The 24,043-nt window shown below is 45.9% G+C and carries 21 protein-coding genes; 7 read left to right on the forward strand and 14 right to left on the reverse strand.

The features are described from left to right. Positions 1-43: 43 nt before the first annotated feature. From QXH45_03510 to QXH45_03525, 4 genes are read right to left on the reverse strand one after another with little or no spacing between them, the layout of a single operon-like run. A complete protein-coding gene (locus QXH45_03510; protein ID MEM2078312.1) occupies positions 44-742 on the reverse strand; it encodes an energy-coupling factor transporter transmembrane component T in 699 nt (232 codons plus the stop codon). Further along, a complete protein-coding gene (locus tag QXH45_03515) occupies positions 739-2,139 on the reverse strand; it encodes an ATP-binding cassette domain-containing protein (GenBank protein MEM2078313.1) in 1,401 nt (466 codons plus the stop codon). Before QXH45_03515 ends, QXH45_03510 begins: the two co-directional genes overlap by 4 nt. Before the next feature lie 58 nt (positions 2,140-2,197). After that, the gene (locus QXH45_03520; GenBank protein MEM2078314.1) at positions 2,198-3,439 is read right to left on the reverse strand and encodes a phosphoglucomutase; all 1,242 of its coding nucleotides are present in this window, start codon (positions 3,437-3,439) and stop codon (positions 2,198-2,200) included. Next, positions 3,426-4,565 carry an NDP-sugar synthase gene (locus QXH45_03525; protein MEM2078315.1) on the reverse strand — a complete coding sequence of 380 codons (1,140 nt, stop codon included), beginning with the start codon at positions 4,563-4,565 and terminating at the stop codon, positions 3,426-3,428. The genes QXH45_03520 and QXH45_03525 overlap by 14 nt, the downstream gene beginning before the upstream one ends. 86 nt (positions 4,566-4,651) lie before the next feature. On the opposite strand from QXH45_03525, the gene QXH45_03530 reads away from it, so the two are divergent. After that, positions 4,652-6,142 (forward strand): carboxypeptidase M32, encoded by a 1,491-nt coding sequence (locus QXH45_03530; protein ID MEM2078316.1) that lies wholly within the window; start codon positions 4,652-4,654, stop codon positions 6,140-6,142. A 1-nt stretch (position 6,143) separates the two neighbouring features. Here the strand turns inward: QXH45_03530 and QXH45_03535 are convergent, their stop codons facing one another. The 6 genes from QXH45_03535 to QXH45_03560 all read right to left on the reverse strand — a co-directional run bounded on the left by QXH45_03535 (position 6,144) and on the right by QXH45_03560 (position 14,921). Further along, a complete protein-coding gene (locus QXH45_03535) occupies positions 6,144-7,493 on the reverse strand; it encodes an acetyl ornithine aminotransferase family protein (protein MEM2078317.1) in 1,350 nt (449 codons plus the stop codon). Positions 7,494-7,556: 63 nt separating this feature from the next. Beyond that, positions 7,557-8,402 carry a DMT family transporter gene (locus QXH45_03540; protein MEM2078318.1) on the reverse strand — a complete coding sequence of 282 codons (846 nt, stop codon included), beginning with the start codon at positions 8,400-8,402 and terminating at the stop codon, positions 7,557-7,559. Next, entirely contained in the window at positions 8,399-10,651 is a 2,253-nt protein-coding gene (argS, locus tag QXH45_03545) for an arginine--tRNA ligase (GenBank protein MEM2078319.1), read from the reverse strand. The genes QXH45_03540 and argS overlap by 4 nt, the downstream gene beginning before the upstream one ends. Before the next feature lie 59 nt (positions 10,652-10,710). Next, the gene (locus QXH45_03550; protein MEM2078320.1) at positions 10,711-12,666 is read right to left on the reverse strand and encodes an aldehyde ferredoxin oxidoreductase N-terminal domain-containing protein; all 1,956 of its coding nucleotides are present in this window, start codon (positions 12,664-12,666) and stop codon (positions 10,711-10,713) included. 96 nt (positions 12,667-12,762) lie between these two features. Further along, complete coding sequence (locus QXH45_03555; protein MEM2078321.1) at positions 12,763-14,118, reverse strand: NfeD family protein; 1,356 nt, start codon at positions 14,116-14,118, stop codon at positions 12,763-12,765. Positions 14,119-14,126: 8 nt separating this feature from the next. Further along, positions 14,127-14,921, reverse strand: coding sequence for a slipin family protein (locus QXH45_03560; GenBank protein ID MEM2078322.1), 795 nt, complete (start codon positions 14,919-14,921; stop codon positions 14,127-14,129). Positions 14,922-15,170: 249 nt separating this feature from the next. Here QXH45_03560 and QXH45_03565 point away from each other — a divergent pair, with 249 nt between their 5' ends. Further along, on the forward strand, positions 15,171-16,055 hold the full coding sequence (locus QXH45_03565) for a cation diffusion facilitator family transporter (protein MEM2078323.1): 885 nt from the start codon (positions 15,171-15,173) through the stop codon (positions 16,053-16,055). Here the strand turns inward: QXH45_03565 and QXH45_03570 are convergent. After that, positions 16,044-18,329, reverse strand: a complete 2,286-nt coding sequence (locus QXH45_03570; GenBank protein ID MEM2078324.1) for a glycoside hydrolase family 13 protein — start codon at positions 18,327-18,329, stop codon at positions 16,044-16,046. The genes QXH45_03565 and QXH45_03570 overlap by 12 nt on opposite strands. A gap of 85 nt (positions 18,330-18,414) precedes the next feature. On the opposite strand from QXH45_03570, the gene QXH45_03575 reads away from it, so the two are divergent. The 4 genes from QXH45_03575 to QXH45_03590 all read left to right on the forward strand — a co-directional run bounded on the left by QXH45_03575 (position 18,415) and on the right by QXH45_03590 (position 22,495). Continuing rightward, positions 18,415-19,764, forward strand: a complete 1,350-nt coding sequence (locus tag QXH45_03575) for a rhomboid family intramembrane serine protease (GenBank protein MEM2078325.1) — start codon at positions 18,415-18,417, stop codon at positions 19,762-19,764. 64 nt (positions 19,765-19,828) lie between these two features. Next, positions 19,829-20,383 (forward strand): hypothetical protein, encoded by a 555-nt coding sequence (locus tag QXH45_03580; GenBank protein ID MEM2078326.1) that lies wholly within the window; start codon positions 19,829-19,831, stop codon positions 20,381-20,383. Continuing rightward, positions 20,376-21,803: an ABC transporter ATP-binding protein gene (locus QXH45_03585; GenBank protein MEM2078327.1), complete on the forward strand. Its 1,428-nt coding sequence runs from the start codon at positions 20,376-20,378 to the stop codon at positions 21,801-21,803. The genes QXH45_03580 and QXH45_03585 overlap by 8 nt, the downstream gene beginning before the upstream one ends. After that, entirely contained in the window at positions 21,800-22,495 is a 696-nt protein-coding gene (locus QXH45_03590; GenBank protein ID MEM2078328.1) for a hypothetical protein, read from the forward strand. The genes QXH45_03585 and QXH45_03590 overlap by 4 nt, the downstream gene beginning before the upstream one ends. Here the strand turns inward: QXH45_03590 and QXH45_03595 are convergent. Then, on the reverse strand, positions 22,492-22,929 hold the full coding sequence (locus QXH45_03595; protein MEM2078329.1) for a hypothetical protein: 438 nt from the start codon (positions 22,927-22,929) through the stop codon (positions 22,492-22,494). The two genes, QXH45_03590 and QXH45_03595, sit on opposite strands and share 4 nt — an antisense overlap. A gap of 43 nt (positions 22,930-22,972) precedes the next feature. On the opposite strand from QXH45_03595, the gene QXH45_03600 reads away from it, so the two are divergent. Further along, positions 22,973-23,110, forward strand: coding sequence for a hypothetical protein (locus tag QXH45_03600; GenBank protein ID MEM2078330.1), 138 nt, complete (start codon positions 22,973-22,975; stop codon positions 23,108-23,110). Here the strand turns inward: QXH45_03600 and QXH45_03605 are convergent. Next, on the reverse strand, positions 23,102-23,557 hold the full coding sequence (locus QXH45_03605) for an archaellin/type IV pilin N-terminal domain-containing protein (protein ID MEM2078331.1): 456 nt from the start codon (positions 23,555-23,557) through the stop codon (positions 23,102-23,104). The genes QXH45_03600 and QXH45_03605 overlap by 9 nt on opposite strands. Positions 23,558-23,602: 45 nt before the next feature. Continuing rightward, on the reverse strand, positions 23,603-24,025 hold the full coding sequence (locus QXH45_03610) for a DUF4352 domain-containing protein (protein MEM2078332.1): 423 nt from the start codon (positions 24,023-24,025) through the stop codon (positions 23,603-23,605). Positions 24,026-24,043 lie beyond the last annotated feature (18 nt).

Here is a 24,043-nt window from a genome sequence, read left to right on the forward strand (position 1 = left end):
CTAATATCTTAGTTATAAAATTTTGATAACTGATTTATAATAACTATGGTGTGAGCAGTACGTAAAGAATTTGTATAACGAGCATTCCAATGATTAAGCCATCGTACTTCGACAGGTTCACACCGTGCCTTGGCCTATAAAATCTAAATCCTCGAAGTTCAAGACTAATCCCGCTCCAAAGGGCTTTCTCAAACCCCGAAATCAACAACGATGTCAACGTGCTGGACAACTCCATTGGCGTTAGCGGCCTTCTCCTATACCCTCTTTGAAGCCTAGAAAACATTATTTCGTCAAGATCCCTCTTTAAGAGAGGTAGCATTCTCAAAGCGTACGAGAGGGAGAGGGAGATACTCAGCGGTAATCTCAACTCTTTTGATAGCCCCTTGACTATTTCAACAGGTTCAAAAAGAGCTACGAAGAAGGCTCCTGCTCCAGCTATCAACAACACCCTCAAAGTAACAGTAGTGAAACCCTCAATGGCCCCCTCCCTTACAGCCAGAAATCCTATCTCATAGACGATTCCACCAGTGTTGGCGAAAAACAAAGCGTTGATGAAAATACCTAGCGAAGCAATCCCAATTAACACATAAAGCCACCACACCTTCCTCCAGCCTAGTATCATCGATGAGACAAGATTAACGAGGCCTATTATGGCCAGCTTGGTCGGGTCTTTTAGGATTAATGCGAGGCTTGTCAAAATTAAACTATACGTAAATGCAGTGGACACGCTAGGCTTTCTCATGTAACCACACCGAGTTCACGGTAGTAGTTTTCAACAACGCGGCATTTATCATCTTCAAATAGATGTTGTCCTCTGATCACGTAGACTCTATCTGCTAACTCAGCAACTAGTCTAGGGTCGTGAGTGCTTATTATGAACGTTACACCTTTCGTCTTTAACTCCCTAATGAGCCTCTTGAGATGGTTGAATCTCACGTAATCGAGCCCTGTCGTGGGTTCATCAAGAAGTATTATCTTTCTAGAATATGCGTAGCCTATGATTATGCTAAGCCACCTTCTCTGTCCATGACTAAGCCAATGGGGGTTCAAAGACCTGACACTAGGATACCATGGGATTAATTCTACAAGTTGATTAAAAGAGAGATCCGCTTTTCTACTGGTTTCTACCAGCTCTTTTTCCACATTTTTAAACAAGAAGAGGAGGTCGGGAAACTGGGGAACGTAAAAAGGTCTAGCACTAGATCCTATTTTGATTTCACCCGAGAGAGGTCTGTAAAACCCTGCTAATGTTTTCAAAAAAGTGGTTTTTCCTGAGCCATTCGGTCCTAAAAGAGCTATTACCTCCCCCTCCCTCGCTACTAGATTAACGTCTCTTAGCAAGGGTTTCTCGAACCCGATTTCGAGACTTGAAGTCTCTAAAACCATCTCACCGTTTTCATCATTTCTGAAATCAACGCATTCGTGAGGAGTAATGTCGACAAAGGATGACTTGAGGAGAGAATCGATGCTCACTTGTTTAGATGAGCCCCGCTCCAATAGATATGCCTTGTCTATCAAGTCCATAAACAAAACCGGTTTATGCTCCGTAATGAGTACCGTTGAATCATCACGGCTTTTATAATCCCTTATCAATTTTCTAATAAGCTTTATTCCCTCCACATCGAGCGATGAAGATGGCTCATCAAGGATTAAGAATGGGGGGTTATGAACTATTGACAAGAGAATTGACAGCTTTCTCTTCTCCCCTCCAGATAAATTCTCGACGTGCAGGTTTCTCTTATCAAGGAGGCCTGCTTGACTTAGTAAATAGTGGGCCTTTTTCACCGCTTCGTCTTCATCCAGCCCTCTCATTTGAAGCGTGAAAACCGCCTCGTCCAATGGCGTCGGCATGACTAATTGTTTCTCTGGGTCCTGCATTACAAACCCTATCTCAAATGGTAGTTTAAGGTAGTCTCTCTCCTCGAGAGGGTTCAATCCCCGCAGTCTGACCTCCCCTTTCACGTACCCGTTGAGTAGAAATTTCAAGATACCAGTTATAGTTAGCAGAAACGTTGTCTTACCTGATCCTGATTCTCCCAGTATTAGAGTGACCGATCTTCCCTGATTTTCTATGTTAATATTTCTGATTATGGGCCTTTCCTCGGTGAAACCCGCCTCGTTTATCTTGGCGTTAAGCATTAAAACCCTTCAACCATGTATTTGATAACTCATTATAAAAATTTTGATAACTAAGTTATTAAACAATATGCTTAAAGCAGTTCCTAACAGGCTCGTAAAGATAAGTGTGAACGCTACCTCCTTCTCTGACCTTGAATCCTCCGGCGAAATTAACACAGTTTTCGCGAGCCTCAAAGCACATTTTCTTTATATCCCCCATCTCTAAACACTCGCCATTTGTGTCGAAAAGTCTCTCTCTCAATTCTCTCACTCTGCTGAGCGTGTTAGCTTGATCGAGAGAAACAGCCTCTAGGAACGCCGCAAAACCCAGTAGTCCATCGTATCCTAGACTGAATAATGGAATGACTATTTCTCCTCTTCCGTTCACAGCGATTACAGGCTTTTCCTTCTTAAGTTTTAAGAACATTTCCTCCTCGGAGTCAGACTTTATCACGTTGTAACCGGCTGAGACCTCCTCAAGATATCTTTCACTCCACCATTTATCCACTAAAATCTTTGAGCCCTGACGATATCGAGTTAAAATAGTTAGGGCAACCTCTTCAGGCATTAAAAGGCCGGTCTTCTTAGTGTAAATAGTTAATGATGATGCATCGTTATTGAAGACGACGCCGAGTTCGACATCTAATGCATTAACTATTCGCGAGGTCTTTGATATTTCATCTATTAGAGGGTATCCTGCTTTCTCCTCAATCATCTTTCTTGTGCTAAATATGATGCTATCCAGTCTTAAAGAAGTGATCAAGTCGGGTAGGATAATGTCCAGTGCCCCCCTTGATGATCCTACTATGATGCTTACTCCTCTCTCGATTATAGCGTCAGTCTTCACGAATGAGGTCAACGCAGAAATATACAGCTTGTGAATATATTCTGCATAATTCACCCACCCCACACGCCTCTCAGCGGGTGTCGCTCCTTCTTCTCTAGATAGGAGTCTCCGGATCTCTCCCCCCACAACTTCAACACCGGGGTTTTTAAAAACTCTCACCATTATTTTTTCAGGATCATATGGATCTTGAATAATGCTAAAACCTCCCCTTGCTCCAAACCTCTTGATGCTAAAGGCTATCTCCCCGTTAATGGATTCATGAAAATCTAATATCTCAACTCCCCTACTCATCAATCCTGCAGTTAAGGCTCTCTTGAACATTCTTGAAGCAGGATAAAAGTCGCGACCGCTGACAAATAGTGTTTTTTCGCCCCCGAAGTACTCGCCTAGTCGGTCGCCCAATCTGGTTATATCCTCCAGGCTTACTTCCTCAATGGGTTTTCCAACGAGCCGCTCTCTTTTAATTTCTAACATATGGAGACGCCTCGTAAGCGACATCGAGTTTTACTTTATACAAGTCGTGTGAAACGATGTTGCCTGCTCCCACCACGGATGAGACAACCTTCGAGCCGGGTTTAACAACTACATTATTCATTAAGATGGAGTCGTTTACGTAGGAATCATCCATTATTTCACTCCTGTGCCATATAATGGATTCATGAATAATAGAGCCTCTTCCAACAACGACATCATCCTCTAAAACTGCGTACGGTCCAACCTTGGCGCCGTCCTCTATTACGACGTTTGATCCTATGTAGACAGGAGGTATTATTTCCCCCCTTATTTCAATATTATCGCCCATGTGTACCCCTGAGGATATCGTTTTCCCCGCTGGAAAAGCACCTCTGATTTTGTTATCCAACAAGTCCCAGGTAGCCTCCTTGTAGCTTTCGATTCTTCCAATATCACTCCAGTATGACTCCACAGGCATGACCCAACCCTTCAAAACGAACTCGTTCTCAAGTAGAAAAGGGAAAACGTGCCTTCCGAAATCCATTAAACTCTCGTTCTCCTTTAGTATATCGATGATCCTCCTGTTAAACATGTAGAAACCAGTATTGACAAGGTTCCAATAGGCGCTCTCAACTCTGTATTTATATATTGCTACACTCAACAAGTATATTTCAAGAGAAATCGGCTTCTCAGTAAACAAGACAATTCTTCTTTTATCATCAAGGAAAACTAAGCCGTATGGAAGAGGGTTCTCCACCTCCTTCAAAGCTATAGTGGCTAGCACTCTACTATTGACATGCTCCCTGTAGAGCTCCATTAAAGGGGCATCAGTCAAGACATCACCCATTGAAACCAGAAAATACTCCTCGTTCAAATAATCTGATAAAATCCTTAGAACATCGGCTGTGTCCTTGGAATCTATAAGATACACCTCGATACCCTTGCGACCCCTGTAATAATCGACGATGTGATGACCTAAATATCTCGCAGCTATCATAATCTGATCAAAACCATTGTTGCGCAACAAGTCAATGATATATTGAATGATTGGTCTCCCGGCCAGGGGAATGAGGGGTTTAGGCAGAATTTTGGTCAAAGGATATAGCCTTGTCCCCGACCCCCCAGCCAGAATCACTGCGGACGGCATATCTATCAATGTATATATTTCACTCGCCGTTATTTAAACACATTTTTAATTAAAAGGCGCATTAATTAAAGACTAGGTGGAGTCTCGTGTTCCAAAACCCTGTGATCAAGGAAATATTAGAAAAATACAGATTAATCTGGGCACTGGGACACGCGTCAAGCCTCCTGGGATGGGATTCAGAGACCTACATGCCCCTCGATGGCGTGAAGGATAGAGCGGTCGCACGGGCTGAGCTGAGCCTGTTGCACCAACAATTGATTTTGAAGCCGGAGTTCGTTGAACTCGTTGATAAGGCGAGCAGGCTTGAAGACCTGAACGATTATGAAAGAGGTGTTGTTAGGGTTCTCCAAAGAGAGATCAAGATCATGAAGGCTCTCCCACCTTGGCTTGTCGCTGAAATATCCAAGACTACTCAAGAGGCTATGGTTGTTTGGCGGGAGGCAAAGAGCAAGAACGACTTCGAAATCTTCAAACCATATTTGTCCAAGATATTTGATCTTTCGCGAAAGGCGGCCGACTTCATTGGCTGGGAAAAACATCCATACGATGCATTACTCGACATGTATGAGGAGGGATTGAGAAGTGATGATGTAGCTGGTATCTTCTCAAAGCTAAAGCCCAGCTTGAAACAAATTCTAGAGAAAATAATGTCTGATAAAAAGTTTCCCATGCATCACGAACTGGAGAAAATTCCCTACGATTCCGCGAAAATGGAATTAGTTAATAAGAAGATACTTGAGTTGTTTGCTTTCCCGCTGGGCAAAAGAGCCAGATTAGATGTGTCTGCACACCCGTTCACAATCGACATGGGAATTCACGACGTTAGGATTACTACAAGGTATGAAGGCGTTGACTTCAAGAGGACGCTCTTCAGCGTAATACATGAATTCGGGCACGCCCTGTATCAATTACAAATAGACCCCAGTTTATCTTACACTCCCATAGGCACAGGGGTTAGCCTCGGAGTACACGAGGGTCAGAGCAGGTTCTGGGAAAACATCATAGGAAGAAGTAAAGCCTTCACTGAACTAATTTATCCAATAATTCGCGATAACCTAGAATTCGTAGCAAATTACACTGTCGAAGATGTTTACTACTACTTCAACACTGTAAGACCCAGCTTCATACGAGTTGACGCTGACGAAGTAACATACAACATGCACATTCTATTGAGAACAGAGCTTGAAATGCTCCTCTTGGCGAACGAGATAAAAGTTGACGAATTACCTGAACTATGGAACAATAAAATGGATGAACTACTCGGCATAAGGCCTAATACGTATAGCGAGGGCGTACTCCAAGATATTCACTGGAGCATGGGGAGCATAGGCTACTTCCCGACGTATACTCTGGGCAACTTGTTAAGCGCTCAAATGAAGTACGCGTTGTCAAAGGAATTGAATCTGGATGAAACAATACGTGAAGGAAGGTTTACGTTGATCGAGGACTGGCAGAAGAGGACAATCCACAAGTACGGCGCCACTTACCCCCCAAAGGAACTGTTGCAAAAAACCCTGGGTGAACCATACAATAGTGATTACTTAATAAAGTATCTAAGTGAAAAATACTTGTCTTGAATCACAAGTTTTCTCTGATGCTCTCCTCAAATATTTTCAAACCAAGTTTCGCTTCCTCCTCGCTTATGATTAATGGCGGAATCAGCCTTATACTACTTTTTCCACATGGGAGCAGTGCAAGACCCTTTCTGAGTGCGCGGGCGACAATTTTATTTCTAACATCCACAGCAGGGGCTTTAGATTTCTTATCTTTCACGAACTCGACACCCCAGGCTAGGCCTAAACCCCTGACATCCCCTATGATGTCATACTTCCCCTTCATTTCGCCGAGAACTTCCTGGAAGATCTTTTCAAGCCTTTGCACATGGGGGAGAAGCGATTCAACAACTTCAATGGTTTTTAACGCCGCCACAGATGCTAGGGCGTTTCCTCCATAAGTGTTACTGTGCATTCCATGGGATTTGAAATCCAACTCAGCCTTAAACAGGGTTGCTCCTATAGGTATCGCTCCTCCGCTCAAAGCTTTAGCGAGAGTTATGATCTCCGGGACAGTGCTGAAATGCTCTATTGCAAACATTCTCCCTGTTCTCCCCATTCCCATTTGAACCTCGTCATCAACGAAAAGAATACCGTGCTTTTCCAAAAGCTTCTTCAACTCTGGGAAGAATTCCTTAGGAGGAACTACGTATCCACCCTCACCCTGGATTGGCTCTGCAAAGACCGCCGCGATCTCGTCTGGAGGCACGAGTCTCTCGAAGACGTACTCCTCGATGAACTCGATTACTCTGTTAACTAGTTCCACAGGGTTCTCGTAACCGTCAATGTGCCACGGATTTCTATACGGGTTTGGATATGGGACGTGTATAACCCCCGGCATCCATGGGAAGAATTGCTTCTTATGTATAGGTTTACTCGCGGTGAGTCCCATGCTTCCCATCGTTCTACCATGGAATGCGCCGTAGAATGCTATGAAGAATTTTCTCCCAGTAGCCTGCCTGGATATTTTTAAAGCCGCTTCGTTCGCCTCTGTCCCACTGTTTGCAAAAAAGACTTTCCTGTGATACTCGCCGGGTGCTATCTCCACGAGTTTTTTAGCAAGCATTACCTGGTAGGGATTGAAGTAGTCAGTCCCCGCGGCGTGAGCAAGTCTTTCGATTTGCTCGACAATGGCTTTCCTGACTTCAGGATGCGTTGGATACCCCAGGTTGTTTACACCTATCCCGCTTGAGAAATCTAGGTAGGTGTTACCGTCGACATCGTATAACCACACCCCCTCTCCTCTCTCGATCACTAACGGGAGGTTCTCTGGGTCGTGCGTCGTGGTTGCTATAAACTTATAGTGTTGTTCTATCCAATACTTGCTTTTAGTTCCCTCGATTCCAGGTTGCACACTTATCTCAGGCTTCTTCACAGGAAACACCTTATTAAAATAAAGCTATAGTGTATATAAAAATCTATATGGTCTATACAATCTTCACTGGATCAGCACAATGATACAAAAAACTATTAAAAAGCCTAAAAAGAGGGCGAAAACGCTCAAAGATTGACCCAGGAGAATCATTCCAAGTAATCCTGCTCCAAAAGGCTCTCCGAGAGCAATGCTGGTCACCGTTGATGTTGAATATTTCCTCATATAGTAGTTCATCAAGGTGTGCCCGCCGATCATCGGTATAAGGGCTAGTAGAATAAAATAGAAATATGTCGTGGCATCGTAAAACAATATGTTTGATCCATTGAAAATAGCGTATACTAGTGCCGTTAAAGACGCTATGATGTAGGTCGGAGTAGCATACTCCAAAATCGGCTCTCCAACCCTGTATCTCGCGTATCTTCCAACTTGAAAATACCCAGCAGCAAATAGGCTAGCTGTCAGGGCGAGAAAGACCCCAATGTTCAAGTGTAGTTCACTTACCTTCAGGAATATCGCCAATAACATAAGGGTTATAATGAACCCGGAGATCTTTCTAAAACTTGGTTTCTCGTGAAAGAAAATATAGTCGAAAACGACGTTAAAGACGGGATATGAGACCACGATCAACGTGCTTTGGTAAACTGGGAGCAGGAATAAACTTTGCATCCACATCAAAAAATGGAGTCCTAGGAAAAATCCCGCGACCAAATGATGGAGCTTGATTGAAAAGTTTTTGCGATGTAGTGCTATAGGTAGGAACATGATTGAAGTAATGAATGTTCTCCAGAAGGCGCATACTTCCGCTGGAGCACCAGACATCACCACTAATACGCTTGCAGAAGAGATTGAAACCCATATGGCGAGGAACCCGAAAAAATCCGCTAAGCTTTCTCGTCTAACCCCCTTCAAAGCTTCCTCAACCTTGGCAATCCTAGTATATCCAACAACTCTAGTAGAACCATGAAGCTAGAGAGGACTAATAGGAGCCTGAGATTCTTAAGCTTGACATCTCTCTCACCTATAACGTTGCACTTCTCATAGAACTTGTTCAATTCCTGAGATAAGCTTAGAGCATACTCTAACACTTTATTAGGCTTCATCTCCTCGTAGGCAATCCTCAAAGTGTCCGTAAAAGATGACAATAACTCTATTATGTTCTTCTCCTCGTTGACGATGGGACCGGATATCCCGTTGGCCATTATTTCGCTCAACAACATGTTTTTCAAAGTTTCGAGGCTTTCAAAAGGCTCGAGACTCCATTGTTTTCTGAGAATGCTTCCAAGCCTTACAAAGGAATAGATTATTGTAGTTCCATGTTCAAACTCCCTAATCCTGTCGGGATCAAAGTATAGCACCTTACCAGGTTCGACGGAGAGAAGCAGTGTCCTAGCATTAGCGACAGCCAAGCCCTTAATAGCATGATATAATGAGGCGATGTCTTCTCCCTTAGTTTTATCTCTGATTGCTTGGTCCAGTTGTTTCTCCACTATCGCTTTCTCCATATCTATTAGGAGCTCGTCCATCGTATAATATGTTCCCCGCCTACCACTCATTCGCATGTGCTTTAATTGAACCATTTCATATGCGAAGTGAATCAGGTTCTCGGCTTCCTTATCATACCCTAGAATTTTAAGAGCCGCCCTTAGTTGTTTTTGAGCACGTTCTTGCTCTATTGCGATAACATTGTATACTTTCTCCGCTCCAAATCTTGAAAACTTCAATATGCTATATGCTATATCGCGGGTAACGTAAAGTGTGGTTCCATCGCTCCTCCTTACGATAAACCTGCCTGGGCTATCAGGGGCGAATAGTGTGCGGACATACTCGATCTCTTCTGCCGCCTTATTCAAATCGAGCTCGACAGCACCGTCGACAATATTTACATATCTAGTCGAAAGAAGTTTCTCAACGACATTCTGGGCGAGTTCTACAACATCCTTATCCGATTCGAAATCAAACCCGTCGAAAAAGATCTCATAGTTCTCAAGAGTCTCCCTAAAGCCTCTCAAAACCTCGTTACTAACTTGTTTTACAAGATTTAGCGCCTCCGGATCTCCACGCTCGCTCTTGACCATAATGGTTTTTATTTCTTCTTCCGCCGCTTCATAGCTTACTATCTCCTTCTCAAGGGTTGAATAAACTACGTGGTTTAAGACTTGTAGAGTTTTCGCAGCCCTGATATAAGACAGGTATTCTTTATATATCTCCTTGAAGTTGTCTAATAAAGGCTTTACCTTCCTTAATAGCGATTCAATAGTTTTTTTCGAGGAAGAATCCTGCGTCTTCATAAGTAGTTTGAATTCTCTTGAAAACTTAGACAATGTTCTCACAGGGTCGTGAACTAAGTATTCATACTTTATGAATGTCTCAAGCCGCGTCCTCAAATCTGGGTTTGATGAAATAGAAGATTCGTACTCACGAGCAAAATCCTTCAGGGCTTTGAAAAACGATTTCTCCACCGCAGTGAGTTCTGCGGATAACTTGCGTATCATCATTATAACGTTTGCTGAGGCGTATACTATTCCATACCAATGATCCGTTTTCACACTAGGATCCGGGTGTATATTGTTCTTTCTGAGTTTTGAAACCGCGTACGCGAGAACAGCGACTTGACGCCCCAAGTCGTTAACATAGAAGCGAGTCAAAACATTGAAGCCAAGCTTACGTGAAAGTCTTGAAAAAGTATCTCCAACCACACTATTTCTCCCGCTCCCTATGTGAAGAGGGTGTACAGGGTTTGCACTAGTATGTTCAACGATTATAGTCTTACCTTGTCCAATAGAATAAAGCTTAGTTTTGTAATTGCCTCTAAGGAAGTCTTCAAGTAGAGTGGAGATAATTGTCGAGTAGTCTAAACGAATGTTTAGATAACCATTTACGAAATAAACATCGAGCACTTTGCAGGTCTCCTTGAATCCGTGACTAGTTAAGTCTTTGATCAGTTCTTCGCCGATAACAGTCCAATTATTCCTGGGGATATTCTTCAGGAAAATGTGAAGCGCTATCCCATAATCCCCGATCTTGGGGTCTGGGGTTTTCGATAATTTCATTCTTCCTTCATCACGTAGCCTCTTAACCTCCTCTACTGGGATCCCCAAGACTCTGGCAATAGATTCCTCGAGATGACTATATAGGCACTTCTCAATAATGCTCTCCAACTCATTCCCCATTGGATGCTGATTCAAAAATATGAATAGTTGAAGCCATTAAAAATGGCTCAGGCGTTTAACTCATTGATTTTCTCGTTGAACTTTACCCACCATTCATGTGCTGCTTTATATTTATCTATAGTGAACAAGCTCGCCCATTTCTGATTTTGATATTCCTCACTAGCCTTGGACATGAAATCTATTGCTTTCATTGAGTCCCAGAACACAGGCGAAGCCCCAGCTAGCTCTTGATATGTTGATATCTGCTTGTATAGATGCTTAATTTTTTCCAGCGGCTTCTCTACTCCATAATACTTCTCGAGAAGAGTGGGGACGTGTTTCTCAGCCCAGCCTCTGTGGAATCTACAGAAGCCCATGTCCTCGAGCAATGCCTCATACAAGGCTCTCTCGTAAGATTTCACGGCAAACTCCTCGGGCTCCATGAAGACGCCGGTGTATACGGTCCAGTACTTGCCGAGAACGGGAAGAGGGGCTATCAATCCCGGAGTCCAGTAGTAGTTCGGCGTAATGTGCCCCCTCTCCCCGAACACGGCGTAGACGGGTATATCACTGAACTTAATCTTCAACTCCTCAACTCTCTCCTTGTAAATAGTATCAAGCAATTTGGCAGCATACCTCAAACCTTCTTCGCCAATTAATCTGAGAACAGGGTTTGAAGCGAACGCTAGTGATTCGATAACCCGGAGTGCAAGGTCGGCATTATGCTTACTATGCTCTATCGAGTACTTGGCAGGGTCGAAGAACGGTTTTGACTGCAATCCTACTTCATCGGGTTTTAACAAACCCTTGTGAAGCGCTTCAAATATGAAGCCTATGACTTGCCCGACTTCGATCGCGTCAAACCCGTAGGCGTCTGCAGCCTCAACGATCTTCTCAGCATCATGAATATCGAAAACTCCTATGAAGGGGCCCAATCCGTTGTAAGGCTCGTAATCACTCTTGTACTTGCCTAATCTTACTTTCTTACATGCAAGAGGGCACGGTTCTCCACAGGTCTTCCAGCTCCTGGTCTCAATAGCCTCCTTATTGAAGGGTTCCCAGATATGTTTAATTATGAGGGAGTGGAGTTTCTCCCTGACATCTTTTGAATAGTATATCATGTTCCAATTGAACATCGGTGTAGTAACCTTTAGATGAGGGTAGTTTCCGCCCAAGGTCCCCCCAGTGTTCATCTTCGGATCATACCTGTATTTGGTTCCAGACTCGATCACGAATTCTACGTATGCTTTCTTGGCTAGTTCCTGGAATATTTCATTTACGCTTCTCAAATCCCTGAGCTCCTGGGGAATGCGGGATGATTTGTCAAAGCGTCCACCGTAGATGATTGCTGCAACTCCATGAGCCCTGTAGAGAATGCTTCCTCCTCCCGCTCTCGCAGCGAAGTCTTCGCTTCCATAATCCATCTTCCCCCTGACCAAAGTTATAGAGGCTAAGGCTCCGATGTTGGTATTCTTCGATGCAGGACCAACGAGAATGCTCCTCCCGTTGTAAGTTTCATAGAAATCCCGGAACAAGTCGGTTAGGTACGCTTGAAGCGCGTAAACGCCCTTGAAGCCGCCGTAGCCTTTCCATATGTTTATCAGCATGTCCTCTGATACTTCATGATACTCCACTCTGGGTTCTCCATCTCCCTCGTCGTAAATCTTGAGAATTAATGGTTTCAAGCTCTTACCCAGGATAACGATTGCGTCGGCATTAACATTGAACTGATATGCGGCTCCGCCCATCGCCGAAGCATGCAAACCCTTGGTAAGAGGGCTTCGGAAGACCGCGATGAATCTGTGAGCACCGTAAAGTTTACTTCCAGCAAACAAGCCAGAGCCCAGGACCAGGGCGTTGCTTGGATCGTAAACGGGCTTGCTCCACGTTTTAAACCTCTCCAAGTGGAGCTTCAAGCCAAGGGATATAGGGCTGAACACCTCGCTCAACGGGAATTCTTCAATCCAGTGCTTCTTTTCACCGACATCAATAAATAATGCCCGATACGTTCGTGTTTGACCCATAATAATCCCATTTGAAAAATACATAAATCACTTATTTAAACTTATTAAAGGACGATCTGAAAAATCCTTATGTCAAAATTTAATCAGTTATTTAAATTAAGATGAAGCAACCGATTTCCTTACCTTTAACACACCATTCTCAAGTATTTCAACAACTATAATCTCTGTGTCAGGGGGAATAATTTCATCGGAGACCGCTCTCCAATACTCACCCTCTATCTTCACAAAACCCATTTCGCCAGGTTTGATCCAGTCGAGTGTTCTTCCCTTCTTTCCAGCAGGGGAGAATTGTATAGGGGTCTTCTTCCGCACTCTCAACACCTTGTAAATCATCACTGCAAACACGCTTGACAAAAACAGCGTCGTCACGATTATAACTGTTCTTATCGTGTTAATATACTCTACAGCAGGGGAAACTCCAGTCGGAATATAAGTTGGCAGTAGTGCGAACCCAAACGCAAGCAGTAGAATACCGCTTATCCCGATAATGCCGAAACCTGGAATGATGAAGAGTTCTACTGCTAGTAATGTGGCGCCGAGGATGACAAGGAATATGGCGATGTAGTTAGCGCTAACTCCAACCGATACCAATCCCAATAAGAGGAATAGGATCGTCAAAGGTAGGACTGTAAGCCTCCCAGATACTAATGCAAAAATCGTCCCCAACAACCCTATCGTGACGAAGAGGTTTGCAACGTAAGAGTTCATGAGGAAGGAGATAAGGCGGGATCTCAATCCGCAGGGGAACTCCTCGATCGAGTACGATTTAACATCGATGACATAATCTTTTCCATCAATAATTACTTTCCTCCCGTTCACTCTCTCCAATAATTCCTCTAGGCTTGAGACCTCGAGGTCCGCGACCCCGAGGGATACGGCTTCCGATGAATTTACCACTACTGCTTGCCTTATGAAAAGCTCGACTAACGTTGTGTTCCTCCCGGCCCTTGAAGAATATGCCTCAGCGCTCTTTATTATGGGGTTTAAGACTTTCGACTCGTTGATATAGACTATTTCCCCCGTAACAGGGTTGATGGTAATTGGTTGCATCGCCCCTATGATAGAATATTTTTGAACAGCTAGAATATCTGCTGGCAACAGAATAAGCGTGCCGGCGCTCAAAGCCTTATTCTTGTGAACATAAGCAATGGTCGGTACTTTAGCATTAAGCAATGCATCACCTATGCTGAACGCCGAATCCAAATACCCTCCGTATGAGTCTACCCTGTAAATGAACACCTTTCCCTGGGACTCGGCATATCTCAGCGCATCTATGAAACACTCCTTCACTCCCTCGTCGATCGTATCCCATGGTGATTCTATCGTTAGCATTACCGCGGATGATAAGGTCTCGCCCGATGCGAGGCTAGAGTTAAATAGAGCGAAGATAGAGGTCGCTAGGAAAATGATTACGACGTAGGAAAAAAACAAGCGAGCTAAGCGCTTCCCCAATCCAGGCTTCATCCTCCCTGCTTCTTTTCAAACTCCTTTAATGCTTTGTAGGACGCTATAGCCGCTCCGGTTGAGGAAGCCCCCGTCTCGGTCACGACTACTAACGCTTTCTCCCGCGCCACCTCTATGAGCGTTTGCAACTCTCGCAGCCTTAACGCTGTCGGATGCTCCTCATATACTTTAGCGGCCTCACCTAGAATCTGAGAAGCTTGTCTTTCACCCTCCGCTTCAATGATTCTCGCCCTCCTCCACCTCTCGGCTTCAGCTTGCTTAGCCATAGCTCTCATCAATTCTTCTGGGAGCTCGACAGACTTAATGGTTACCGCAGATATCTTAATCCCCCACGGCATGGCCATTTCGTCGAGAATCCCTGAGATCCTCTTGTTCAACTCCTCGCGCCTTGACAACAAGTCGTCTAGCTCAGCCTGCCCGAGCACGTCTCTCAACACTGTTTGGCCCAGTAGGCTCACACTATAATGAAAGTTAGCGACCTTAGTGATCGCCGAGATTGGGTCTATTACCCTGTAGTATATCACGGCGTCGACCTTCACGCTAACGTTATCCTTAGTAATGATCTCCTGCTTGGGCACATCCACCGTTACTATTCTGAGGTCGACTTTAGCGATATTATCAAAGAATGGAATGATAACAATGATTCCAGGTCCCTTGGCGCCCAGTAATCTTCCGAGCCTAAAGACAACTGCTCTCTCGTATTCTCTTATGATCTTTATGCTCGAAGACAAGAGAGGTATGCCTATGAAGAGAATTATTGCTATTAATATCAAGAGAGTAAATGGATCCAATTTTCCACCTATGATTATTAATGGATGAATATCTTTATAATGATATCCCCTAATTGGGGGAAACCGGGGGGCGAAGGGTAAATCATAGTAGAGATTACTACTTGGATTCCTATCCACTAGAATCCAGAGGGAGGGTGAGAAATTGTAAATCTGAAAGCTATCGGCATTACCCCTAGTTAGGAAATTATATATTAGTTTTTCTTAATCAAGGGGTCTTGAAGGGGTTGGGTTTTGAATACAAGTAGCGCATTGAGTAAGCGGAAAGCTGGCTATTTGGAAGGCTGGACCTCCGTTGCATTAAATACCCTCCTCTTTGCATTGAAATATTACGCAGCCATAGTTTCCCACTCTGTTGCATTAGTTGCTGATGCATTCCACACGCTGTCGGACAGTATGACGTCGATAGTTCTACTCCTGGGTGTGAAATGGGGGTTCAAGGCTCCTGACAAGGAGCATCCCTTTGGACACCAGAGATTAGAAACTATTGCATCAATAGTTATAGCGGTGATGCTTGGAGTTGTGGGGTTTGAGTTTTTCAAGCAGAGCCTTGATAAGCTGATCTCCCGTGAGTCGCTAGTTTACTCTAATATTGCCCTAGGGGTAATGGTTTTTTCAGCGGTAGCCAAGGAGGCCTTAGCCCGCTGGGCATTAAGGCTGGGTGAATCGTATGGGATGGAGAGCGTGAAGGCTGATGCCTGGCATCACAGGAGCGATGCAGTGGCATCGTTTCTGATCGTTATCGGTCTACTCGTTGGAGAAACGTATTGGTGGGTGGACGGGGTTCTCGGCTTCCTCGTATCTCTCCTCATAGTTTACACCGCGTGGTCGTTAATCAAAGCCGCCTCTGATAAAGTAATTGGGAGAAGCCCGAGGCCTGAGGAAGAGGAGGAACTAAAGACCATAGTGTATTCAACGGTGCCCAGGGCGAAAGATCTCCACCACATCCACATACACGAATACGGTGACCACGTTGAAGCGACGCTTCACATAAGGCTTGACAGTAAGATCAGCCTTGAAGAGGCTCATAAACTGGCGACTGAGATTGAGGAGGCAGTGAAGAAAAAGAAGGGGTGGGAGGTAACCGTTCACGTTGAACCGGATAAACGGGTTGAGTACCAGCACTCAACCGATTAACCCAAGCTCTATTGCGTACTCGTATCTCAGTAGCAGGAAGCTTGCCAGGCCATCTATCGACACTTCTCTCTCAACAATCCTTGGCTCACCGGGGTATATCAAAACCCACGTCCCGCTTGGAAGCTGATAGACGGTCTGATTTAAGGCATTGTTAGCCACCACTAGTACCTCGTTCGCATACCCCCTGAAGAATGATACTATAGAGCCGTTGGAGCTGTGAAGGGTTAATACGCTTGTCTGCAGAGCAGGAATAATAGCCTTCAGCCTTGAAAGGTTGGAGTAATGATGATATACATCTGGAATCATCTTATCCCACTGTATAGGATACCTCTGTTCATCATAGTAACGGGAAGAGCCTAATAGCCCCCTCTCATCCCCCTGAAAAACAACAGGCATACCGGGCAGCATGAATTGAAGAGTTACCAGAAGTCTTAATCTATCAATGGATTCCCTTGATGGAGTGTCCCCGAGCCTGCCCCCACCTAAATCTGTCAGTATCCTCGAGGTGTCGTGAGACCCGATGTTGTTAAACCCCATGCCGGCCACTGACACGGGGATTGATGAGTAATACCTGAAAAGATCCCGGAAGACTTGATCGCCGGTTTTTCTCCCCGCGGCGTATTCTAGGAGAATATCTCTCCCCAAGGCGTAGTTCATGAAGCTGTCAAAGTGGTGGCCTCTAAGCCATTCGGGGTCAAGCGTCCATATTTCAGCAACTATGTAGGCATCTGGAAACCTCTCCTTAACCAGGCTTCTTAGCTCCCTGTAGAAGGAGTCAGCCTCCAACACCTCGAGAGGGGCGTCGATCCTGAAGCCGTCGAAGCCGAATTCAAGCCATTGTAAAACTACGTTGAACAGGTATTGCTTGACCTCGGGGTTGGAGTGATTGAGCTTCGGGAGGCTCCCGAATCCCCACCAGCATTCGTAAGCTGTTGGGTCGCCTAGCTTGAACGGCCACTTCTTTATAATAAACCAGTTCCAATACTGGCTTTGAGGCCCGTTCCTGTAAACGTCCAAGAAGGCCCAGAAGCCTATTCCGACGTGATTGGGGACGAAGTCGAATATGACCTTCATCCCCCGCTTGTGGGCCTCGTCTAGTAGGAGCTTTAAGATCGTTTCATTACCGTACTTAGGGTCGACTACCGTGTAGTCGTATGGATCGTAACCGTGGACACTCCCTGATAGGAAAATAGGGTTCAAGTATATCATCTTTACCCCTAAGCCCTCTAGATAATCGAGTTTAGCATAGACACCCGCTAAGTCCCCGCCGAAATATTGATGGCAACAATGTAAACTAGTTATTGGGTCATTCCACGCAGAGAATACAGGAGTAACCCCTTTCACAAGTTCGTTAAGCCATAATTCATCAGTCTCGTTTCCCCTGACGTCGTTAGAAGGGTCTCCGTTGTAGAATCTATCCGGGAAAATTTGATATCCTACGGCGCTTCTCACCCACGGTACCTGTTTGAACAGAAGTGAAATGTTCGAGTTGAAGGTTTTCTCGCCCGGAGCCTTGTATATTTTCAGAACACGGTCACCCATGTCTGCTTCGAAGTAGTATGTGAAGTATTCGTCCAACGGTAGCTCCCTGTACCAGACTACGACGTAGTCCGTCCAAAGCTGTATCTTCATATTGTACGTGGAGTTTCCCACGATCACGTATAATCGCGCATCCTTGGCGTTTGAGGAATAAAGTCTTACGATCACCATGTCGTCTGCAATAGATATATAGACGGGATCGTATTCCACGTGAATGAAAAACAGTGTTTCAGAAGGGAAAACCACTCTCCGGATCGCATTCTTCCCGCCGTATCCGTCGTCGACATAGCCATCCGCATCTGGGTCAACAGGTAGCCCGTAATGGTCTATCGACATGTCTTTGACCCACACATCATTGATTAGATACTTATAGGTTACAATCCCTACAGGTAGGCATTTCAGCAATACCCATGTACCATTATCTAATCTATCCATTGGAACGGGGGTCCATCCGGTGAAATCGCCTGCTAGAGATACTTTGTAAACTGTTTCATTCGGGAAAGGAGTGTATGCAAAATAAACAGGAGCGTTCGGAGGCTGACACTTCAACTCGTTAGTCATCATGGAAACGTAAACTTCTTCAACGTGTTTCTCGCCGGTAGACGCTGTCGTCGTAGTGGGGGATTGCGTATCCGCCGTTTCAAGTGGAGGTCGATGTTGAATCATGAGTGATGAAACTACAAGAATCATTGCTACGAGGAGTATTGCGACCAAGATAACCGGTTTCCTAACCACTTCAATCCACTCTCTGGTAATTTAAACGGATACATGTTTAAATTCTTAATTAGACAATCAATTTATAGAGTAGAGATGGTTTGAATTGGTTGTCGTTCCGGAGCAACCGGTCAAGTATCTCAGGAAGCGCCCGGTAATGACCATCATCTTAGTTCTCGCAAACCTTGCCGTCTACTTTTACACTAGCAGGTCGAGGTCGTTTCTACAGACCGATCCATACTACATCTACGCTTACGGCTTTTACCCTATAACTCTTTCATCAGTAAACGGTGTATTGAGGATTTTCACAAGCATGTTTATTCACGCTGACCTCTTCCACATTCTGTTCAACATGCTCTTTCTTTATCTATTTGGAAAAAGCGTGGAGGCCGTAACAGGCTCCCTCAGGTTTATGATCCTATACTTGGCAGGCGGATTGGGAGCAGTGCTCTTCCACCTGGCTTTAATTCCACTAGGGGGCTATGAAGCGTTAGTGATTCCTGCCGTAGGCGCTTCAGGCGCTATAAGTGCTGTGTTGGGAGCCTTTCTCATACTCTTCCCTCACACGAGGGTATCGCTGTGCATGTTCATATTCTTCCTGCCAATATGCCTCCCACTGCCATCCTCGCTATACCTCATAATCTGGTTCGCCGAGCAAGTCATCTATGGTTATCTTAACCTGGGCGGAGTTGCGTACTTTGCTCATGCAGGAGGCTTTGTCGCGGGATTAGCGCTCGTGTGGCTCGTGGGCTCAGGTCCTATAAGGAGGCTGAAGTCCAGGCTGGCGATCCCCTTCGAGGATTATTTACACTCTATCGGCGTTTTCCCAAGGAAGTTCTACAGCCTCGGCACTGGAACCAAAATCCTTGTCACAATTCTACTACTAACCCTGTTAACCGGGTTCTATATGTCCTGGCAAACGAACAGGGCCGCGGACAACGTATATGCTTTAAACGTCTCAGCGGGAGACTCTCGTGACACAGTGATCCTCTATCAGGACAGAGGGAACTGGATAATTTCTCAGAGCCCGGTTAGCACGGTACGGTTCGTGATAAACAGGCTTTTCCCAGCAGACCTCATCGTTAATCCAAAGCTAAGTGGCGAAATCCTTAGAGACAAATACGTTCTACCCTCCCCATACTACGTTGAAATAAACGGAGTTCGCACGCCGGTGGATTTGTACATCGTTGAGGCAAGGTATGACGATAACGGGGTCGTTGTTAGCTTTACTGGTAGAATGAGGAGCTACTACGTCATCATATTATCGTCCGGGGAAGCATACCTAGATACCTCGAACCCCGTAAGCTTGGAGTTTAATTTAGAAAGGGAGAATGTGGAGGAGTTGAGATATATAAACTACTCGATATATGCTTCTGCGTTGTTGACTATAATCGCCGTGGGAGTCGTGCTCGCTTCAGACAGGTTCAGCGTCGTAACGGATGCGGTTTTCGAGTGACAGGCTGTCCCGTTATAAACGTTTAAATCTGATGAGCCTTCTTAATAGAGTCCGGGGTGTTAGCGTGTCATTGATCAAGCAGGAGAAGCTGGCGTACGTGTCCGCTCTCACAGCCTTGGCGATTATACTGAGGTTTTTTGAGCTACCGTTTCCACTCCTGACTTGGTTGAAGTATGATGCCTCGGGGGTCCCGCTGGCGGTTTTAGCCTTCCAAGGTTACCGTCTCCTAGCGTATTCTCTCCCGATCTACTACATTGTCTCAGTAGCACTGGGCGCTGACGTCGTTGGAATGGGAATGAAGGTTCTCGCTGAAGCATCAACCATTGTCCCCCTCATATACCTCTACAAGAAGTATAGGAGTAGGAGGATGATGGAGATCGTTCTCCCCGTTACAGGGGCAACCGCAGGCAGAGTCGTTGTCATGCACTTGTTCAACGTTATTGTAACTCCACTCTGGCTGGTCTACTCCTACGGAATGAGCTACGAGGCGGCTCAATCCTATGTTTACAGCGTAATCCTGCTCATCGACGTATTCAACCTTACAATAGCCATCCCCGTAAGCCTGGCATCGATACTTGTTTTGAAACGCCTGTTGAAAACGGGTACGGTTCATGGCTAAGCAAGTCGCGCTAGAGCTACAGGATTTATGGGCGAAGTATCCTAAGGGAGGATGGGTTCTAAAGGGTTTGAATCTAAAAGTTTGCGAGGGCGATGTCGTCCTCATAGTGGGAACCACTGGGTCGGGGAAGACAACGCTAGCGAGAGTGCTAAACGGTACCGCTCAACCAGTATACGGAGTAGAGGTGAGAGGAGTCTACAGGATAAGAGGAGAGAATGCGTTATTGAAAAATCCATTCGAGCTCTCGAAAAGGGTCCACGTAGTTTCACAGAACCCCTACCTCCACTTCATAAACTTCATCCTTGAGGACGATTTGAAGGATTATATAAGAAAAATTCATGGAGACGGGGTCGCCGAAAGGTTTTTGGAGAAAATCCTGACTACTTTCCATTTAAACGAACTCCGGAACAGGTATTTCTACCAGTTATCCGGGGGTCAGGCCAGGAGGGCTGCCACCGCTAAGGCCTTTATTCCAGACCCCCAGGTACTAGTCTTCGACGAGCCGTTCATGTGGCTGGATGATAAAGGCGTGAACGAGTTCCTTGACATGCTTAACCTTCTACGGAGGCTGGGTAAGACTATAGTTGTGTTCGAACACCGTTTCCAACGAGTCGCAAGATTTTTCGACAAATTCTATGTTTTGAAGCAGGGAGTTCTCGAGGAAGCCGACTTCCAGGCCCTTTACCAGTCTGTAAAGGACAAAGCAACCAGCCTCAACCCCTCTATACCGACGCCCCCCACGCCAGGGGAGGTCTTGGTAGACCTGGAGGACCTGGCTTTCGGCTATGAGGGAGAACTACTTAGAAACATCCGCCTCACAATTCGCCGCGGAGAGGGAGTTCTCATCACGGGGTCTAACGGGGCGGGCAAGTCAACACTCTTGAAAATAATATCAGGATATTTGAAGCCGTGGAGCGGGAGGGTGAGAGTGAAGGGGCGAATCATATATGTTCCCCAGCAAGTTGCTCTTTTCTACACGGAGGAGACGCTGAGGGACGAGGTCTTAAGGCTCTGCCAAGCCTCAGGCGGCGGGGAGCGGTGCATGGGTAGAGCCGTTTCCGCTCTCGAGGAGGCTGGGCTCGACCCTAGTAGGCCGCCGTCTCAGTTATCCTATGGTCAGATGGTTAAAGCCGCAGTGATCTTAGCGGCTTGGGCGGGTTCGGCAGATATACTGCTGCTTGACGAGCCCTTCAGCGGGCTCACCTATGTCGACAGGGCAAGACTCATAAGCCTGCTCTCATCTCTCCCCGCAGCTAAGATCCTGACTACCAGCACCACGGAGCTCACGAGCTTGATGAGGAACTGGAGGATTTTAATGCTCGAGAACGGGGAGCTTAAAACCCCTGAGAAGGCTGAAAAGGAGGTCGACGCCCTGGTTAGCATTGAGTTGGCGAGGAGGCTACTGGGTGACGCTGCGTGATCAGGGATTTAGCCGAGCTCCTAACCATTAAGCCCTCGTCAAAGTCGTTCGGACTCGTAACTAGAGTAACAACCCCTTTATCCGTGATCATTTTCTCCCTGGCCGCCGCATCACTGAAAGGGCCGTCTCAGCCGTGGTTCTACCTTCTAGCCTTGGTCTTCACCGGCTCACTGCTGGCTTACTCGACAGGTCTTTCGAAGCTGTTCAAAGGAATACAGCTTATATTGTTATTCATAGCGTTAGGGGTTTTAGTAAACATTATATCTATAGTCACCGGCCTAACCCCTTTGAGCATTGAAAAGATTTTAATAGGGGCCGTGAGGCTGTCAACCATAGCGTTTTCAGCCATACTGCTAGTCCAGTGGGTGAGGATCGAGGAATGGATGTATCTCCTGAGTAAAGCCGGATTGAACAATGTGGCGAGAGCGCTGGCTTTATCCATAATTCAGTTGCCTCTAACCCTTGCCGCCTTCAGCGAGGCATCACTGTCCATAAGGCTCAAGTACGGGGGAAGGAATATTGCAAGAATGCTTCACCCTCTAATACTCCACGCGCTCTACACTGCTAGAAACATTAGTGAATCACTATTGATCTACGGCTTCCCCGAGCCCGCGAAACCAGTGCTGTTCAGAAGAAGCGATGTTCTCCTCATAGCGCAGTTGATCGGGCTGGGGTCCGTGGCTTTAATCTAGGGGAGCGTTATCATTGTTCTATACTGGATGGGTGCGTTGGTCTCCAGCAGTAATTCGATGATCTGGCCTGAAGTAAAGCTTAAATTACAGTCGCTGCCGCCCCTTAGTGAAACAACTATTTCCCTGGACTCGCCTGCGGGCACTATTACTGGTAGGTCGACCTCCGATACCGAATCCCCCTCGACAATGAAGGTTTTGAAATGGCATTTCAACCCGTTAATGTAGTAACCGTGAACCTCTAAGTCAGCATCCCCCTTGTTCTTAACCAGGAGAGATACGTCGAAGCCGCCGTCCCTCCTAGCGATAGCGTAGACCCTATAGTCGTACGAGGGGAAGCCTCCCGTGAACGCGAAGACGTTGCTGTACCAGAGCCCGGCGAGAAGGGCAATTATCGACGCTACGGTTATCATCGTTATCGTGAGCGCCTTGTTCACAGTAAGCACCATTTAAAAATCTATTAAAAAAGGTATTTAAACCTTGCTGAAATGGGACATAAGTGGGCTTGATCCCGAATCATCCGAGGCCGGTGGAGTCGAAAAGGTCTCGCAGTCGATCATGACGCGTGAAGCCCCGGTTCCTGCTACCGGGGATGGGAGGAGGGAGTGGTTACCGTAACTGAATGCTCTGAGGATACTCCATTCCCGATGAAGTTATAATAGTGATCTCAACCATTTGGCCGGGAGTAAAGTGGATCCCGCATGATTCTTGACTCTTAAGAATGAACCGGAGGGTGACCCGGTCGCCAGGCCCGAGGTGGTAGTTAGCACCCCCGGCAGGGTAGGTTGCCCTGCCGCTGCTCCCTTCGAAATGCACGATAATATCGCATACCCTGCGGTTCACCATGACTTTAATAATGCTCGTCGTCCTCGTACCAATGTTTTTAACATCCACCGTGACGCTCCAACCCCCCTCAACTGGAACATTATATGAGGAAATGATCTCCAAATCCCGGCTCGACTCAACGCTCGTCAAGGTAGAAGCCCACATGGCGAAGGCCATGGAGACGGCTATTGCAACCGCAACCAAGATAACCGTGGCTACCACGGGGCTAATCCCGCGCATGAAAACACCATTAAAACTAATCCGAGAGTAGTTAGGAAAAAAACATTATGGAAGAGTAACCATCTTCGGATACTCCTTACCGCTAGCCGTGTGAATCTTAATCTCAACCTGCTGGCCAGCACTAAATCCTGATTTAGTCAGAGTGATTTCTATAGTCTCATTCTCTCCGGTTTTAACGGTGAAGGGCTTATTTGGAGTGTAATTGGCGCCATTCACGGAATCTATCGGGACACCATTTATAAATATCTCATCGATCGTCGCATCAGCCGTGCCTTTGTTTTCTACTTTCAACTCGATCTTCCATCCGACGTTCTCCAGAGTTGATGCATAGGCGTATGTGATTTGTAGGTTTTCTACTGTTGTGAATCCTCCCACTATTCCTGTTAGCCATAGGGCGACTGCTATTGAAATGGCGATTGCGACTGCTACGATTATGACTGTAGCTATGACTGGAGAGATAGCCTTCATATAGGGGTACACCATATA

The sequence above is a fragment of the Thermosphaera sp. genome, from assembly GCA_038827615.1.
Lineage (GTDB): Archaea > Thermoproteota > Thermoprotei_A > Sulfolobales > Desulfurococcaceae > Thermosphaera.

Bases quoted from the DNA above. Each gene is read 5' to 3' on its own strand.
- QXH45_03510 (MEM2078312.1), bottom strand. From the start codon at position 742: ATGAGAAAGCCTAGCGTGTCCACTGCATTTACGTATAGTTTAATTTTG.
- QXH45_03515 (MEM2078313.1), bottom strand. From the start codon at position 2,139: ATGCTTAACGCCAAGATAAACGAGGCGGGTTTCACCGAGGAAAGGCCC.
- QXH45_03520 (MEM2078314.1), bottom strand. From the start codon at position 3,439: ATGTTAGAAATTAAAAGAGAGCGGCTCGTTGGAAAACCCATTGAGGAA.
- QXH45_03525 (MEM2078315.1), bottom strand. From the start codon at position 4,565: ATGCCGTCCGCAGTGATTCTGGCTGGGGGGTCGGGGACAAGGCTATAT.
- QXH45_03550 (MEM2078320.1), bottom strand. From the start codon at position 12,666: ATGGGTCAAACACGAACGTATCGGGCATTATTTATTGATGTCGGTGAA.
- QXH45_03585 (MEM2078327.1), top strand. From the start codon at position 20,376: ATGGCTAAGCAAGTCGCGCTAGAGCTACAGGATTTATGGGCGAAGTAT.
- QXH45_03605 (MEM2078331.1), bottom strand. From the start codon at position 23,557: ATGCGCGGGATTAGCCCCGTGGTAGCCACGGTTATCTTGGTTGCGGTT.
- QXH45_03610 (MEM2078332.1), bottom strand. From the start codon at position 24,025: ATGAAGGCTATCTCTCCAGTCATAGCTACAGTCATAATCGTAGCAGTC.